Annotated in this window: 11 protein-coding genes; 8 read left to right on the forward strand and 3 right to left on the reverse strand. The window is 73.7% G+C overall.

What is annotated here, in order from left to right:
- Positions 1 to 15: 15 nt before the first annotated feature.
- Positions 16 to 4,251, forward strand: a complete 4,236-nt coding sequence (locus tag NQZ70_RS11965; RefSeq protein WP_272828245.1) for a PAAR-like domain-containing protein — start codon at positions 16 to 18, stop codon at positions 4,249 to 4,251.
- An 11-nt stretch (positions 4,252 to 4,262) separates the two neighbouring features.
- A complete protein-coding gene (locus NQZ70_RS11970; RefSeq protein ID WP_129574338.1) occupies positions 4,263 to 4,709 on the forward strand; it encodes a hypothetical protein in 447 nt (148 codons plus the stop codon).
- Positions 4,710 to 4,723: 14 nt separating this feature from the next.
- On the opposite strand, the gene NQZ70_RS11975 is transcribed toward NQZ70_RS11970, so the two are convergent.
- On the reverse strand, positions 4,724 to 5,329 hold the full coding sequence (locus tag NQZ70_RS11975; RefSeq protein ID WP_129574339.1) for an RNA 2'-phosphotransferase: 606 nt from the start codon (positions 5,327 to 5,329) through the stop codon (positions 4,724 to 4,726).
- Positions 5,330 to 5,439: 110 nt separating this feature from the next.
- Here NQZ70_RS11975 and NQZ70_RS11980 point away from each other — a divergent pair, with 110 nt between their 5' ends.
- A complete protein-coding gene (locus NQZ70_RS11980; RefSeq protein ID WP_129574340.1) occupies positions 5,440 to 6,387 on the forward strand; it encodes a LysR family transcriptional regulator in 948 nt (315 codons plus the stop codon).
- 23 nt (positions 6,388 to 6,410) lie between these two features.
- Here the strand turns inward: NQZ70_RS11980 and NQZ70_RS11985 are convergent, their stop codons facing one another.
- The gene (locus NQZ70_RS11985) at positions 6,411 to 7,364 is read right to left on the reverse strand and encodes a hypothetical protein (protein WP_237245245.1); all 954 of its coding nucleotides are present in this window, start codon (positions 7,362 to 7,364) and stop codon (positions 6,411 to 6,413) included.
- Between the two features lie 435 nt (positions 7,365 to 7,799).
- On the opposite strand from NQZ70_RS11985, the gene NQZ70_RS11990 reads away from it, so the two are divergent.
- Both NQZ70_RS11990 and NQZ70_RS11995 read left to right on the forward strand, forming a co-directional pair.
- Positions 7,800 to 8,915: a hypothetical protein gene (locus NQZ70_RS11990; protein ID WP_129574341.1), complete on the forward strand. Its 1,116-nt coding sequence runs from the start codon at positions 7,800 to 7,802 to the stop codon at positions 8,913 to 8,915.
- A 143-nt stretch (positions 8,916 to 9,058) separates the two neighbouring features.
- Positions 9,059 to 10,525, forward strand: coding sequence for a hypothetical protein (locus NQZ70_RS11995; protein ID WP_129574342.1), 1,467 nt, complete (start codon positions 9,059 to 9,061; stop codon positions 10,523 to 10,525).
- Positions 10,526 to 10,592: 67 nt separating this feature from the next.
- On the opposite strand, the gene NQZ70_RS12000 is transcribed toward NQZ70_RS11995, so the two are convergent.
- Positions 10,593 to 11,135 carry a DinB family protein gene (locus NQZ70_RS12000; protein WP_129574343.1) on the reverse strand — a complete coding sequence of 181 codons (543 nt, stop codon included), beginning with the start codon at positions 11,133 to 11,135 and terminating at the stop codon, positions 10,593 to 10,595.
- Positions 11,136 to 11,428: 293 nt separating this feature from the next.
- On the opposite strand from NQZ70_RS12000, the gene NQZ70_RS12005 reads away from it, so the two are divergent.
- The 3 genes from NQZ70_RS12005 (at position 11,429) to NQZ70_RS12015 (ending at position 15,914) form a co-directional block, all read left to right on the forward strand.
- Positions 11,429 to 12,229: a class I SAM-dependent methyltransferase gene (locus NQZ70_RS12005; protein WP_129574344.1), complete on the forward strand. Its 801-nt coding sequence runs from the start codon at positions 11,429 to 11,431 to the stop codon at positions 12,227 to 12,229.
- A 92-nt stretch (positions 12,230 to 12,321) separates the two neighbouring features.
- A complete protein-coding gene (locus NQZ70_RS12010; RefSeq protein ID WP_129574345.1) occupies positions 12,322 to 13,881 on the forward strand; it encodes a DUF6798 domain-containing protein in 1,560 nt (519 codons plus the stop codon).
- A gap of 119 nt (positions 13,882 to 14,000) precedes the next feature.
- Positions 14,001 to 15,914, forward strand: coding sequence for a GNAT family N-acetyltransferase (locus tag NQZ70_RS12015; RefSeq protein WP_129574346.1), 1,914 nt, complete (start codon positions 14,001 to 14,003; stop codon positions 15,912 to 15,914).
- Positions 15,915 to 15,973: the final 59 nt, after the last annotated feature.

The raw sequence follows: 15,973 nt of genomic DNA on the forward strand, positions 1-15,973 counted from the left end.
GCAGGAGGTTCGCTCATGGCCAAGGTGACCGCGCTGGGCATGGACACGATCACCGAGAAGTCCGGCCACCAGATGACCGGCATGGCCGTCAGCGTGTGCCTGACGCCGGCAGCGCCGAGCCCCTTGCCGATCCCCTATCCCACGATGGGCACGGTCGCCGAGGGGATCATCGATCCCTGCATGCGCACCAAGATCGAGGGGGCCAAGATCCTCACGGTGGGCGGCTGCATGAAGGCCTGTCACGGCAACGAGCCGGGCACGCTGAAAGAGGTCGTCAGCCTCAACACGGCCGGGCCGTGCTTCCCCTGGCTCGGGGCGCCCAACGTCTTCATCGAGCTCGGCATGGCCGGCATCACCGGCAGCATGGGGCAGATGAACAAGAGCATCACCGTCGGCGCGGGCGCCAGCGCGAGCGGCGCGGGCGGGAGCGGCGGCGGCGGCGGGGGCTCCGGCGGGGGCGCCGGCGGCCCGGGCGGGGGCGGCCCGCAGGGCGGGAGCAACGGCGGCGGGGGCGGCGGCGGATCGAGCAGCGGCGCTGCGCCGCCGAAGCCGCCCGCGCCGCCTCAGGCCGAGGGGCAGGCCGCCGCAGCGCACCCGATCGACGTGGTCACCGGGACCATGTACACGAACCCCAAGCTCGATATCCTGCTCCCGGGGCCGTTCTCCGTCGGCCTCGTGCGCCGGTACGCGACCTCGGCGGTGCGCTCCCGCTGCGGGATGGGATGGGGCTGGTCGCACAACCTGCACTGGTATGCGCGCAGGCACGGCGACGGGCTCGTGCTCGTGGATCCCGATTTCCGCGAGGTGCACCTCCCCGAGCCCGAGAGCGATCAGGTGCTGGTGCTGCCGTACGGCGTCAAGGTGGGCCGCTTCGGCAACGACCTCGTGGTGGACCTCGACGACGGCGCCGTGCGCGTGCTCCGCTACGATCCGGCGGAGCTGCGCTATTGCCTCGCGGAGCTGCGCGACGACGCGGGCAACGTGGTCGAGCTGGAGTGGCGCGAGGGCATGCTCGTGCGCCTCGTCGACTGCGCCGGCCGCGTCCTCACGGTCGAGCGGGACGGGAACCTCGTCGTACATCGGCTCTCGGTGACGGACGAAGAGGGGAAGGTCCACCAAAGGACGCTCGTGGTCCTCGAGATCGACGACCGCGGCGATCTCGTCCGCGCCGTCGACGCAGGCGGCGTCGAGACGCTCTTCGCGTACGACGAGGAGCACTACCTCGTCCGGGAGTCCTCGCCGGACGGCATCGATTACCACTTCGTCTACGCGGACGTCTCCGGCGAGCGCCGTTGCGTCGAGAGCTGGGGCGAGCTCCGGGGCGGCGACGTGCTGCGCGAGATCGGCTACTCGCCGCCTGCCGGAGCGCCCAGGCCCAAAGGCATCTTTCATACGCGCCTGTCGTGGGGCCCCGAGCCGTTTCAGACGCACGTGATCGACGGCCTCGGCCAGCGGCATCTGTACGTGGGCAACGCCCTCGGGCTCGTCACGGCCTACCGGGATCCGCGGGGGTACGTCACCCACTACAGCTACGACAGCGCCGGCCGGCTCGTCGCGATCCGGGACGCCGAGGGGCGCCTCGCGCGCCGTCACGCCGACATGTCGGGCAGGCAGACCGAGCTCTCGGTGAGCGGCGAGCTGCTGCGCTCCGCGCGCTTCGACGACGGCGCGGGGGTGGTGGCCGTGACCGAGCCCGGCGGCGCGACGCGGCAGGTGCGCTTCCAGGGATCGAGGGTGACCGAGGAGATCGACGAGCTCGGCCGCTCCACCGCGTACGGCTACGACCCGCGGGGCCTGCTCGCGCAGGTGATCCACGCCGACGGCACGGAGGACGCGTATGCGTACGACGCGCACGGCAACATCCGCGAGGTGAGCGCCGGCGGCGGCGCGGCGCGCTTCCGGTACGAGTTCGACCTCCTCGGCCGGCCCGTCCGCGCGGAGACCCCGAAGGGCGTCGCGCTAGAGCTCGATTACGACTCTCGCGATTACGTGATCGCCATCCGGGAGCCCGGGGGCAAGGTCACGTATTTCGACTACGGCCCCACAGGGCACCTCGTCGCCCAGCGGGCGCCGAACGGGCATGAGATCCGGTACCGCATGGTCGGCGACATCACGGTGGAGTCGGTGCACAGCGACGGGCGCCGCTACCGCGCCGGCTATGACGCGCTGCTGCGGCTCTCCTGGATCGAGAACCCGGCGGGCGAGCGGCACGTCTTCGAGTACGACCCGTCCGGCAACGTCCGCGCAGAGACGTCGTTCTCGGGCGTCCGCACGGAGTACGAGCACAGCGGGGTCGCCGAGATCGTCTCGGTGATGAAGGCGGACGGCTCGTGGGTGCGGCTGTCGAGCGACGCGATGGGCCGGCTGCGCGCGCGCGAGCACTCGACGGGGGAGCGCGAGGAGTACGGCTACGACGAGCGCGGCGGGCTGCTCTACGCGAGGAGCGCCGCGTCGGAGGTCGTCTTCGTGCGCGACGCCGCGGGCCGGGTCCTGCGCGAGGAGCAGCGCCTCGGCGGCTTCCAGTTCGCTGTGTCCTACCGCTACGACGACGCCGGCCGCGTCGTGGAGCGGAGCTACTCCTCGGGCTGGCGCGTGACGACCGAGCGCCGCCCGGGCGACGGCGCCCCCACGGCCTGGGAGGTCGCCGTGGAGGAGGCGCGCGCCGCCCGGCTGACGCTCGCGTACGATGAGCGCGGCGTCGAGTCGGAGCGCGCGTTCGGAGAGGACGGGCCGCGCGTGATCACGCGGAGCGACCTGTACGGCCTGCCGATCCACCGGGCGGTGGTGTCGTCGACCGGCGGCGAGATCGCGGCGCGCTCGTACGCATGGTCCAAGGCGGGGCCGATCGAGGTGGTGGACGACAGCCGCGCGGGGCAGCGGCGCTACGTGCTCGACGAGGTGGGCCGCCCGCTGTCCGTGCAGGGGCTCGGCGCGAACGAGCAGCTCTCGTACTCCCCGCAGGGCACCCCGATGCCCCGGGGCGAGGCGCGGGCGCTCGGCCCCGGGGGGCGCCCCCTGCGCACGGCCGGCGAGCACCTCACCTGGGACGCCCTCGGCCGGCTGGCGCGGCGCACCTCGGCGGAGCGCGGAAAGGGCTTCGAGTACCGCTACGACGCGCTGAACCGCCTCGCGGCCGCGGTGCGCGACGACGGCCTCGCGATCCAGTTCCTCTACGACGCGCTCGGCCGCCGCGTCGCGATGACGGTGGGCGGCGAGAGCGTCTGGTTCGGCTGGGACGGCGATTCCGCGGTCGAGGAGGTGGCGAGCGGGGGAGGCCGCGTGCGGCGCGTCTTCGCCGACGACGGCTGCACGCCGCTCCTCGAGGCGCGGCAAGGGGGCGACTTCCGCGCGGTCGTGACCGACGCCGCCGGCACGCCGTGGCTCTTCCTGTCCGCGGCCGGCGCCTTCGACGAGGTGGACTTCGGCGCGCTGGGCGACGTGACGCGCCGCTCGGGCGATCCGGGGACGCTGCGCTTCGCCGGGCAGCGCTGGGACGCCCCGACAGGCCTCTTCTACAACCGCCACCGCTACTACGATCCAGCGCTCGGCCTCTACATCACGCCCGATCCCGCGGGGCTCGCTGGGGCGTTCCACGAGCTCGGGTTCGTTCCGAACGTCACGCTGTACATCGACCCTTCGGGGCTCACGACGATCATCGTCGGCCAGCGCGGCGACAAGGCGATCGAGAGCCACAAGGCCAATCTGCAGAAGATGTATCCGGGGGCCACGGTGCTTTACCACGACGAGCTGAAGAACGCCCCGCTGGCGAACGAGAACCACGTGATCGTGTCGACGCACGGGTACCCGGGCGGGGTCGAGTGGGGAGAGAAGAAGAAATTCCTGGGGATCATCCCTTACGGCAACCGGCCCACGATCAACGGGCAGCAGCTCGGGGACGCGCTGAAGGGCGCTGGCTTCAAGGGGGGGCCGGGCTCGCGCGTCGATCTGTCGACGTGCAACGGCGCGACGCCGCCGGATCCGAAGTGGGGTATCGGCAACGACAGCACGGCGCAGGGCGTCGCAAACGCCACGAAATCGAGCGTCTGGGGCGCCAAGTCGAACGACCCGGCCGCCACGTACCGCGGCGATGTCGAGGATATCTCGGGGAAGAAATGGTATCAGTTCTGGAAGAAGCCGAACAACTGGGGGCCTGGGATGATGGCGCCGGTTGGACAGAGCCCGGTGAACGGGGCGATGAATCCAAGGCAAGATGTGTACGTCCGGAAGGGCGCGTACGTCGAGACCCGGTGAGGAGCTGAGCCATGCCGGCGCCCCGTCTCCCTCACGTCCCCGCGCGTCTCCCCTGGCCCGACACGACCGGGCCTGACCCTTCGAAGACGGCGCTCGACGCGCTGTGGTCGAAGACGCGCGCGGTGCGCGTTTACCCGGGCGAGCTCGGTGAGCACGGGCCGCTCGCCCGAGCGCCCGCCGTGGAGCTGCGCGGCCCCGACGTCGCCGAGCTCGCGCGTCTCCTCGCGTTCGAGGCGCCGCCGGAGCGCTTCCGGGTGCCGAGCCTGGGGCAGTGCGCGCTCGAGCTCCGGGGCCGCCTGTTCCGCGTCGGTCTGCTCGGGCTCGACGCGACAGGGGCGCTCCGCGTGATCGGCTGGGGCTCGGACGTCGTGCTGCGCGAACCGGCGGCGGCCTTCGCGTGGCTCGCGGAAAAGGGTGGGCCTTCTCTCCCGGATGCGCGCGAGCAGGGGGCGCGCTAGCGCCAGCGCCGCCCTCATCCCCCGCCGATCAGCGCCCGCAGCGCGTCCGCTTCCCGCTTCGCCCGCGCCGCGATCGGCACGAGCCCCACGAGGCACGGCGCCGGCACCTCCCGCGCGAGGATCACGCCGTTCTGGCTCCGGAACACGCGCACGCCGCGCGCCCGGAGCCGCGCGGGGCTGATCTCGAGCATCACGTCGACGTGCGCGCGCTTGCCCACCGCGCTGCCCGGCGCGTCGGTGCAGTGCACGTGCGTGCGCGCCGCCGGCCGGATCCCCTCGCGGGCGATGCTCCGGACGGCGTCCACGCTGGTGCCGTGCCAGATCGACGCGTCGCCGAGCACCTCCTCCCACGACGCCTCCAGGCCGGCGAGCGTCACCGGCATCCCCTCGCGCGAGTGCCCCTGCGAGGCGCGCACCCGGTCGCCCCGGATCTCGAGGCGGTTCTTCGTGTTGGTCTCCACGACCGCGTCGAGCAGCGAGCGCGGTATCCCCAGCGCCCGCAGCACGTCGTCCACGGCCACCCAGCCCGCCTCGTCCATGGCGACGCCCATCGAGGGCGCCCCGTGGCGGAGCAGCCAGGAGAGCTTCTTGCTCATGTCGGTCAAGCGATCGCGGCCCATCGTCAAGCTCCATCCTTTCGAACGTCGGACGACAGAAGCATAGACACCCCACTATCCGCCGGAAGAAGTATTTCTGGATACGCTATCGCGTTTCGCGATAGCGTCCCGGCATGCTCAACCTCGACTGGCTCGGCGCCTTCGTGGTCTTCTCCGAGCACCTCAACTTCACCCGCGCGGCGCGGGCGCTGCACGTCTCGCAACCGGCGCTCCACGCCCAGATCGGCAAGCTCGGCGAGGCGCTCGGCGTCACGCTCTACCAGCGGCGCGGGCAGCGGCTGGAGCTCACGGCCGACGGCAAGCGCGTCGCCGCCTTCGGGCGCGAGGTGGGCGAGCGGACGCGCTCGTTCCTCGACGTCCTTCGCCACGGCGAGAGCCGGGAGCCGGTCGTGCTCTGCGCCGGCGAGGGCTCGTACCTGTACCTGCTCGGCGAGGGGATCCGCGCCTTCACCGCGCGCGCCGTCGCCCCGCTCCGCCTGCTCACGCGCGACCGCGAGGCCACGCTCGACGCCGTCGTGGCGGGCGAGGCGCACCTCGGCGTCGCGCCGCTCGAGGGCGCGCCGGACGGGCTCGCCGCCGACCGCCTCACCGAGGTCGAGCAGGTCCTGGTCGTCCCCGAGGCGCACCCGCTCGCCCGGAAGCGCCGCGTCCATCTGCGCGATCTCGAGGGGGCGCGGCTCGTGGTCCCCGGCCCCGGGCGGCCTCACCGGGCCGCGCTGGCGCAGGCGCTGCTCTCGGCGGGCGTCCGCTGGGAGCCGGCGGTCGAGGCGAACGGCTGGGAGCTGATGCTCCACTTCGTCCGGCTCGGCGTCGGCGTCGCCGTGGTCAACGCCTGCTGCCGCCTCCCGCGCGGCCTCGTCGCGCGCCCGCTGCCCGAGCTGCCGCGCAAGGTCTTCTGCGTCGTCCACCGGCGCGGCGTCGATCTCCAGGGCGGGCCCGCGGCGCTCCGGGACGCGCTGCTCGCGCACGGGGCCGCGTGGCAGCGCAAGCACGCGCGCGGCGCGCCCCCCGCGCCCCCCGCGCCCGACGTCACGCCGAGCGCGCCGGCGCGCCGGCGCTGAGCTTCCTCACCCGATCTCCGGGGTCAGGCCGCCTTCCTGGACCTCGACTTGCCCTGCTTCGCCTGCTTGCCGCCCGTGTCGGCCGGGCGGCTCACCAGCTTCGAGAAGTAGCTCGGCTCGCCGTTCGCCTTGGCCTCCTGGTACACGAAGGCGAGGTTCGACTCCTCGAACTTGGCGAAGAAGTCGTCCCACGAGATCTCCTCGAGCGTGTCCTCCCCGCTGTACCCCGGGAAATCGATCCGGAGGACGCCGGGCTCCCCGTTCTTCTCGGTCCGCGTGACCGTCGCCGGGCGGCCGCCGCGCGCCTCGACCCACGCGCGGATCTCGTCGTGGTCGATCGTCATGTGGGACGAGTGGTCGTCCTCGGCGCCCTTGCCGCGGGCCTGCTTCCCGCGAGGCCGCTGCTCGGCGCCGCCGCGCTCCTCCTCGTCCTCGTCGAGGTCGATCTGGGGCTCCACCTCGATCTCCTGCGCGCCCTCGCCCGCCTGCCCGCCGCCCTTTCCGCGCGCCTGCTTGGCGTGCGGCCGCTGCTCGGCGCCGCCGGGCTCCTTGTCGAGGTCCATCTGGACCTCGATCTCGACGTCCAGCTCGCCGCCGCCGCTCCCGCCCTTTGCGCCCTTCGCGCCGCTCGCCTTCGCCTTGCTGCCGCCCTTCGCGGCGCCGGACGTGGCCTTGGCTTTCTGGACCATGTCCTCCGGACGGCTCACCAGCTTGGAGAAGTTGCTCGTCTGCCCGTCCGCCGTCTTCTCCTGGTACACGAAGGCGAGGTTCGACTCCTCGAACTTGGCGAAGAAGTCGTCCCACGAGATCTCCTCGAGGGAGCCCTCCCCGCTGTAACCGGGGAAATCGATGCGGAGGATGCCGGGCTCGCCGCTCTTCTCGGTGCTCTTCACCGTCGCCGGGCGGCCTCCGCGCGATTCGGCCCACTGGCGGATCTCGTCGTGATCGATCGTCATCTTCGATGAATTGGCCGACATGGTCTCTCTCCTGTGCTCGTACGTCGATTGGATCGAGAACGGCAACCCGCGTGCCAGAGGACCATGAGAAGATCCGCACGGGCGATGGACGGGCTCAGCCGTAGTCGGCCTTCAGCGGCGCACACGCGTGGCGCGGTACGAGCCCGCCCCGCCGTCGGGCGCTGCCGTCGCGCGCGCCGCGCGTGCGAGCTCTGCGTTATCATGATGAGACCGAGCCGAAAAGGAAGGGAGCTCTGCCGTGGCCGAGCGCGGGCGCGACGAGGCAATCTGCCTCGACTGCGGCGAAATGCTGCCGACCCGATCAGGTCCTGAGGAAGCCGCCGTCCGCTGTGTAGTGTCGGGCGCAGGTGTCGAGTGTACGCGGGTACGGCGCTTGACCCGCTCGCCGGCAAGGTTTTAGCTGCTCGGTGGAGGCTGCGCGACGCGCGGAGCTCTATGAAGATGCGCTCAGACGAACGACAAGAGGCGCCCTCGTCGAGGGTTGCGCGCTCGCCGCTCCGCGGGCGCCGGCGATGGGCTGCGGGGGCATCGCGCGCCGCGCTCGCGTCGAGCGCGGCGGTGCTCGCGCTCGGGTGCGTGCTGGAGATCGACGTCCCCGGCGCGACAGCCAGCGGCGGCGCTGGCGGCAGCGGAGCGACGTGCGCCGATCCGAGCAGCGATGGGCTGCGCTGCGGCGCCTGCGGCCACGGCTGCCGAGGTGGGCTGTGCAGCGACGCCGCGTGCCAGCCCGTCGTGCTCGCGGCGGCGGCCGGCGCTCCCCTCGCCATCGCGGTGGACGCGACCCACGTCTACTGGACGCACCGGGATACGGACGAGATCATGAGTGCGCCCATCGACGGCGGCGAGGCGGTCACGATCGCCGAGAGCTGCCCGTCGTTCGGGATCGAGGTGAGCGCGACGGACGCAACCTGGACCTGCGCCGAGCTCGGCACCGTCTACCGGGCGCCGCTCGAAGGCGGCGAGCCCGTGCCGCTCGCGACCGGGCTGAACCTCCCGATGGGCCTCGCGCTGGACGCGACGAGCATCTATGTGGGCGACGACAGCGCGGTGAAGCGGGTCCCGATCGGGGGAGGGGAGGCGGTGCAGCTCGCCGTGGGCAGCGGCTCCCGCCGCCTCGAGATCGACGACACCCACGTCTACTGGACCAACGCGGACGCGAGCACGATTCGCAAGGTGCCGATCGGGGGGGGCGAGGACGTGATCCTCGCGACCGGATACTTCGAGTCGCACGAGGTCGCGCTCGACGCGACCACCGTGTACTGGACGACCCCGGGCGAGGGGCCGGGCGTGGGCTCCGTGAACAAGGTGCCCAAGGCGGGCGGCACACCGGTGGCGCTCGCCACGGGCCAGGCGTCCCCGTTCTCCATCGCGGTGGACGGGACCCACGTGTACTGGGTGAACGTGGCCGACGGCGAGATCAAGAGGGTGCCTGTCGACGGCGGCGAGGCGGTCGTGGTGATCTCGGGCGTATCGCCGAACGACCTGGCGGTCGACGGCACCAGCATCTACTGGACCGAGGAGAGCGGCTTCGTGATGAAGCTGGCCAAGTAGGCGCCCGGCGCGCCGACTGGGCGCGCCGACTGGACGAGCGAGGTCCACGCCGCAGCGCGCCAGCGCGTCCACCCGCTGCGCGAGCGCCGGGGGGGTGCTACCTAGAACCGAGCGGCGCGAGCCGCGCTGCCGAGGCCGAGCACGTGACCGCCGCGTACCATCTGCTGCTCCGAGCTGCCGTGCTCGCCGTGACCACGGCGACCGCGACGGCGGCGGCCGCGCGCGAGCCTCGACCTCCTCGGGCTGCTGCCGCCACGGGCGCGCCGCGGCCCGGGCGCGCCCTGCCGTCGGCGCGCTCGCCGCGGCCCGGGCCCACCCCGTCGTCGGCGCGCCGCCCGCAGCCCGCGCGCCGCCCGCAGCCCGCGCGCCCCCCGCAGCCCGCGCCGCCTGTCGCGCGCGCCGCGCCGGAGGCGCCCTCGCCTCCGCCGGTCGCGCCCGAGCCCGAGCCCGCGGCCTGGCGCGCCCTCGTGGTGGGCGGCGGCCCGCGGCCGCCCATGAACCAGGTGGCCATCGAAGGCCACGTCCGGTACTTCCAGTCGCTGCTCCCGGCCACGGTGGAGCGCCGCGTCCTCTTCGCCGACGGGAGCCGGGGCACGCGGAGCGTGCAGTTCCTCGACGGCCTCCGCATGCGCTACCGCGCGCCCAGGCTGCCGCGCATCGACGGCGCGACGACCCGCCCGGGGTTCGACGCGATCTGGCGCAAGTTCGTCCGCGCGCGCCCGGCCGACCCGCTGCTCCTGTACTTCGCTGGCCACGGGAGCCCGGATCCGCGGCGCGATCTCGACAACAACGTGTTCGACCTCTGGGGCGGCGGGGGGCTGTCCGTGCGCGACCTCGCCGCCCGCATAGAGCAGCTGCCCGACGACACGCCCGTCGTCCTCGTCATGGCCCAGTGCTTCTCCGGCGCCTTCGCGAACCTAATCTTCGAGGGCGGACGGCCCGACGGCGAGCTCGTCGAGCGCGACGTCGTGGGGTTCTTCGCGGCGACCCGGGACCGCCCCGCGTCGGGCTGCACGCCCGAGATCAACGAGGCGGATTACACCGACTTCAGCAGCTACTTCTTCGCCGCCCTCTCGGGCGTCGATCGCCTCGGCAACCGCGTCGACGGCGCCGATTTCGACCAGAACCGGTTCGTGGGGATGAACGAGGCGTTCGCGTACGCCCTCCTCCACCAGGAGACCGGCGACGTGCCGGTCGCGACGTCCGATGTGTTCCTCCGCCGCTTCGTGAACAAGCCCGATCACGAGACCATGGCGACGCCCTACTCCAGGGTCCTCTCGTGGGCGAGCCCGGCCGAGCGGGCCGCCCTCGAGGGCCTCTCGGACGCGCTCGGCCTCCGCGGCGAGCACCGGCTGCGGGCGACTTATGATCGCGAGTTCGGGCCCGGCGCGGGCAGGAGGGACATCGAGGACGTGACGTCGGCGCACCAGCTGCGGTTCATCCGGCTCGCCAAGAGCGTGGTGCTGGCGAGGGCGCTGCGGCAGGGCGGCGATCGCGCCGTGATCGAGCGCTTCGAGCGGCTGCGCGCCGCCGAGGCGCGCAACCCGCTCGCCGAGGCCAAGGCGGCGGGCCAGGTGCGACAGGACACGAGGCGGCGCGCCGCCCGGTGACCCAGCGGCGGCCTCGCCGGCGTGCCCGGGGCTCCGCCGCCGCGCTCGGCGCGAGGCGCCGCGCGCGTCACGGCGCGGGCTTCTCCTCCACCAGCATCGCGAACAGATCCGTCACGCCGGGGTCGATTCCCATCTGCGTGAGCAGGGTGGTCACCTGGCCGCGGTGATGGGTCTGATGATTGAAGCAATGGCCCACGGCCCACCAGAGCGGCTTGGTGAGGACCGTCCCTCTCAGCGCGAAGGTCAGGTCGCCCGAGAGCGCCTGCTCATCGATCTGGTGCACCCAGGCGACGATGTCCGCGTCGGTCCTGGCGCGCTCGCGGGAGAGATCGTCGAAGTCCGCGTAGAGCTCCTGCGACAGCGCGGTGAACTCGATGGCCTTGCCGCTCGCGTCGCGCGAGGTGAACCGCTCCTCGTCGCCGGTGAAGCGCCCCATCCACCGGCGGTCGGCCAGCAGGAGATGGTTCAACGTGCCGTGGATCGACCTGAAGAAGGCGCCGCGATCGCGCTTGCGCTCCGCGTCGTCGAGCTTGCCGACCAGCGCATAGAGCTTGTCGTTCATCCACAGGTTGTAGCGAGCCAATGCGCGATACTGATCTACCCAGCTCATGAGTCAACCCTCGTCCGTCCAGGTGTAGGCACGCACCCTATCACGCCCGCCCGCGACCGCGAACCCCGGCCAGCGCCGCCGCGGACGCGCGCGGCGTCGACGGGCCCGCGCCACCCTCGCGGACGGCGCGCCTCGGACGCATCGCCGCCGTCGCGCGCCGCGACCGAGATCGCGCTTGCTCGGTCCGCTATCGCGGACTATTGTCCTCGATAACAGACACGCGGTGATCGGCGAGATCTCCCGGTTCGGAGCCGCCTTTCACCCATTTTCACCTCCTCTCCCAAGGAGCCACGATGGTCAGCCTTGCGCTCGATTCAGCTGTCCTGGCCGAGACGTACGATCGCGTCAGCGATCGGCAGTTCAACCACGGAAAGCTGCTCATCGAAGATCTCCAGATTTCCCCGGGCGAGCGCGTCCTCGACGTCGGTTGCGGGACCGGTCGGCTCGGGGCCCATGTCGCCGAGCTGGTCGGCCCGTCCGGCGAGGTGGCCGGCGTCGATCCGCTGCCGCTCCGCGTCGAGCTGGCCAACAAGAAGCGCCGGCCGAACTTCCGCGCCACCGTCGGTCAGGCCGAGGATCTCTCGCAGTTCGCCGCCGGGAGCTTCGATGTCGTGTTCCTGAACAGCGTGCTCCACTGGCTGCCCGAGAAGCTCGGCCCGCTGCGCGAGGCGCGCCGCGTGCTCAAGCGGGGAGGGCGCCTCGGCATCAGCTCGGCCGCCAAGGAGCGCCCGCACGAGTTCGAAGGGGTGCTCGAGGGCGCGCTGTCGTCGCTCGGCCTGGCCGGCACCGCGGAGACGCTCGGCAACACCACCTACAAGGTGACCTCCGACGAGCTGAAGAGCACCCTGCTGCGCGCCGGCTTCGAGGATCCGGCGCTCCAGATCCGCACCTTCACGGACCACTTCGCGGCCACGGACGACGTGATCGCGTTCAACCTGGCCAGCTCGTTCGGCAACTTCCTGTCCAACCTGGCTCCGGAGGACGCCGCGCGGGTCAAGGCGGCGCTCGAGGCCGAGCTCGAGCGCCGCCGCGCGCCGGAGGGGATCCGGCTGCGACGTCACCTGATCTTCGCCGTCGCGCGCGCGGGCGCCTGAGCGGCAACGCGGCACCCGACGATCTCCGCACGTCGCCGCACCCGGTGCTCGGGCACACCTGAGCGCGCGGCCGTGGTAGGTTCGCGGCCTCCGTGCTGCCGGCCACCAAGGTAAAGCGACCCGCGGCCGAACCAGCGCCCGATCCGGAGGACGCGCCCCGCGCGGACCACGACGCCGCGGGGCGCGCCTGGTCGTGGCTCGCGCCGTGCGCCGTCTTCGGGGCGGTCGCGTCGATGTCGCGCTCGTTCGTGTCCAACCAGAACACGTACCTCGTGCACGCGGCGCGGAGCTCCGGCGCCTACCCGGAGCTCGCGTCCGACTGGTTCGCGCACACGGCGGATCCCACGCCGTTCTTCACGGGGCTCGTGGCCCCGCTGCTCGCGCTCGCCGGCCCCGGCATCCTGCCGGCGCTGAACGCCGTCCTCGTCGCCGCGTGCCTCGCGGCGCTCGTCCTCGCGGCCGAGGCGCTCGTGCCGGACGGCGCGCCGCGCGCCCCGCGGTGGGTCGTCGCCTGCGCGCTCGCGGTCGCGTGGCTCGCCAGCCCTCGCGCTCAATACGGCTTCGCGGGGGTGGCCGACCAGCAGGTGCTCCGCAACTTCCTCCAGCCGGCGAATTTCGGCGTGCTCCTCCTCGTCGGCCTCGCCCTGCTGCTCCGCGGGCGCCCGCGCGCCGGCGCGGCGATCGCCGCGTTGGCGGCGGTCATGCACCCCACGTACATCCCTTCCGTGCTGCTCCTCGTCGGCGCGGCGCTCGCGCTCGATCGCGGCGCCCCGCGGCGGCGCAAGGCGGTCGCGGCCGCGCTCGCCGGGGCCGTGCTCGCGCCCCCGCTCCTCTGGACGGCGACGCGGTTCGCCCCCTCCGACCCCGCGACGTTCCGGGCCGCGCAGCGGATCCTCGCCGACGAGCGCATCCCGCACCACACGATCCCGCAGCTCTGGTTCGACGCCGGGGCCGTCCTGTGCGCGCTGATCGTCGCGGCGGCCCTCCTGATCGCGCGGCGGTCCGGCAAGGCGCTGCTCGGCGCGTACGCCGCCGTCTGCGTGCTCGGCACGCTCGCGGCCGCCGCGTTTCCGCGCCTGTACACGCTGCGGCTCGCCTTCCCGTGGCGGATCTCCACCTGGCTCGTGCCGCTCTCCACCGCCGTGCTGTTCACGGCGCTCCTCGGCCGCCTGATGCGCCGCCCAGCGCGGCGCGTCCTGCCGGGCATCGCCGCGGGCGCGTGGGTGATCGCGACGGCCATCGCCGTGCGCCAGGGGCTGCACCGCATGCGGCCGCGCACGGAGCCGGGCGTCGCGCTCGCCCGCGAGGCGCAGCGCCGCGGGGCGGCGACCGACGTGATCGTCAGCCCCCCGGCCTGGGAGCACCTGCGCCTCAACGCGCCCGCGGCGATCTTCGCGGACTGGAAGTCGCACCCGTACGCGGACCGGGAGGTGCTCGAGTGGGACCGCCGCCTCGGGCTCCTCTCCGGCTTCTACGCGGGGGCGGGGCCCCTCTCGTGCGGCGCGCTCGCGCCGATCCTCGCGAGCGCGCCGGCGCCGCGCTGGGTGATCGTGCCGAGGGGCGCCTCGCTCTCGTGCCCGGGCGTCGAGCTCGCCGTCGAGGGCGCGGACGGCAGCCTCTATCGCGTGCTCGCCGCGCCGCCTCCGGGCTAGCGCCCGGAGGTTGCGTGGCCGCTCGCCTCTGCGAGGATACGGCGCCGAGAGGGGCCGGGAGCCCGGCGGAGCGCCTCCGGGCGGCGCTCTCCGCGGAGAGCCCGCCTCCCGGAGGCCAGGTGAGCGAACGACTCGACGTTGAGGTGCTGCACCGCCGCGAGGCGCTCGAGGCGCTGCGGGAGCCGTGGGGCGCGCTGTGGGAGCGATGCCCGGCGGCGACGGTGTTCCAGCGGCCGGAGTGGCTGATCCCGTGGTGCCGCGAGCTCGGGCCCGAGGAGGTGCTGGCCCTGGCGTTCCGGTCGGAGCAGGGGCTGGTCGGCCTGGCGCCCCTCGCGATCCACCACGACCGCGGGGAGCGCCTCGTCGCGCTGCTCGGCGCCGGGATCACCGACTACAACGACGTCCTGGCCGCGCCCGGGTACGAGCGCGCGGTCGCGGAGGCGGTGCTCGCGTACCTGGACGAGCGCGCGGACGCCTGGGACGTCGCGGATCTCCACGACCTGCGCGGGGCCTCGCCCCTGTTCGCGGCCGAGGCGCCCGCTGGCTGGTCGGACGAGATCGAGAAGCACGAGGCGTGTCCGAGGGTGACGATCCCGGAGGGCGCCGGGCCGGACGAGCTGTTCTCGCCGGGGATGCGCGCGCGCGTCAGCCGCGCGCGGAAGCGGCTCGCGAAGGCCGGTGCGCTGCGCGTCGACGTGGCCGACGCGTCGAGCGTGGACGAGCTGCTCGACGCGCTGTTCGCGAACCACCGGGCGCGCTGGGTCTCGCGCGGCGAGGGCGGGGTGCTGGACGAGGCGCTCCGGCCGTTCCACCGCGCGGTCGCGCGGGGGCTGTGCGCGCGGGGCGCGCTGCGGCTGTTCGGCCTGCGGCTCGACGGGCGGGTGATCGCGTCGCTCTACGGGCTGGCCGAGCGGGGCGGCATGGCGTCGTACATCACCGGCTTCGATCCGGAGTTCGCGTGGTACAGCCCTGGGCTCGTGATGCTCGCCAGCGCGCTCGAGCACGCGGCGGCCGAGGGCGCGCGGACCGTGGACTTCCTCCGCGGCCGCGAGCCGTACAAGTACGAGTGGGGCGCCGTCGACCGCTGGACGTACCGCCGGCGGCTGCGGCACCGGCGCGCGCGCGAGGCCGGGCGGGAGGCCGGGCAGGGCGCGCTCGAGGGCGCGGTGAGGGCCGTCATGGCCGGCGAGGCGTCGCCGGAGGTCGGCCTGGTGCGGCTGCTCGGCGCGGCCGGGGGCCTCGCGGACGCGGCGCGCGCGATCGAGGCCGCGCGGCCCGCCGCGGGGGAGGGGGAGGCGGCCGCGCGGCTCGAGGCGCTGCGCCGCTGCCTGGATGAGCGGCGCGCCGCGTGCGCGACCGTGGCGGAGATGCTGGGCGCGCACCGCGACGCGGGCGTCGCCGGGCCGGACGCGCCGGCGCGCGCCGCGCGGCTCTTCGACGAGCTCTGCGCGCGCTCGGAGGAGGCGAGCGTCGCGGCGTACTCGCTCGGCGATCCGGCGCTCCTCGAGCGGGCGACGGGGGAGGTGGTCGAGCTCCTCGAGCGGTGGGGCGCGCTCGGGAAGGACCGCGCGATCTTGCAGATAGGCTGCGGGATCGGCCGCTTCGAGGCGGCGCTCGCGCCGCGGGTGCGCGAGGCGTGGGGGCTCGACGTCGCGCCGCGGATGATCGAGGCCGCGCGCCGCCGCTGCGCTGGGCTGCCGAACGTCGTGCTCGCGGTCTCGTCGGGCGTCGATCTCGGCGACGCGCCGTCTTCCCGCTTCGATCTCGTGTACGCGGTCGACTCGTTCCCGTACCTCGTGGCGGCGGGCGAGGCGGTCGTGGATCGGCACGTCGCGGAGGCGCGCCGGGGGCTGCGGCCGGGCGGGGAGCTCGCGATCCTGAGCTACTCCTACCGGGGCGACCTCGCGCGCGACGCGGCGGACGTCGCGCGGCTCGCCGCCCGCCACGGGTTCGACGTCCTGGTGAGCGGCGAGCGGCCGTTCTCCCTGTGGGACGGGCGAGCGTACCGGCTGCGGAGGATCGAGGACCGGTGAGGCACCGCCTCCCCGGACCGGCCGCCGTCAACCGGCGTCGGAACCCTGCCCAACCGGCG

Source organism: Sorangium sp. So ce836 (genome assembly GCF_028553905.1).
Classification (GTDB): Bacteria; Myxococcota_A; Polyangia; order Polyangiales; family Polyangiaceae; genus Sorangium; species Sorangium cellulosum_D.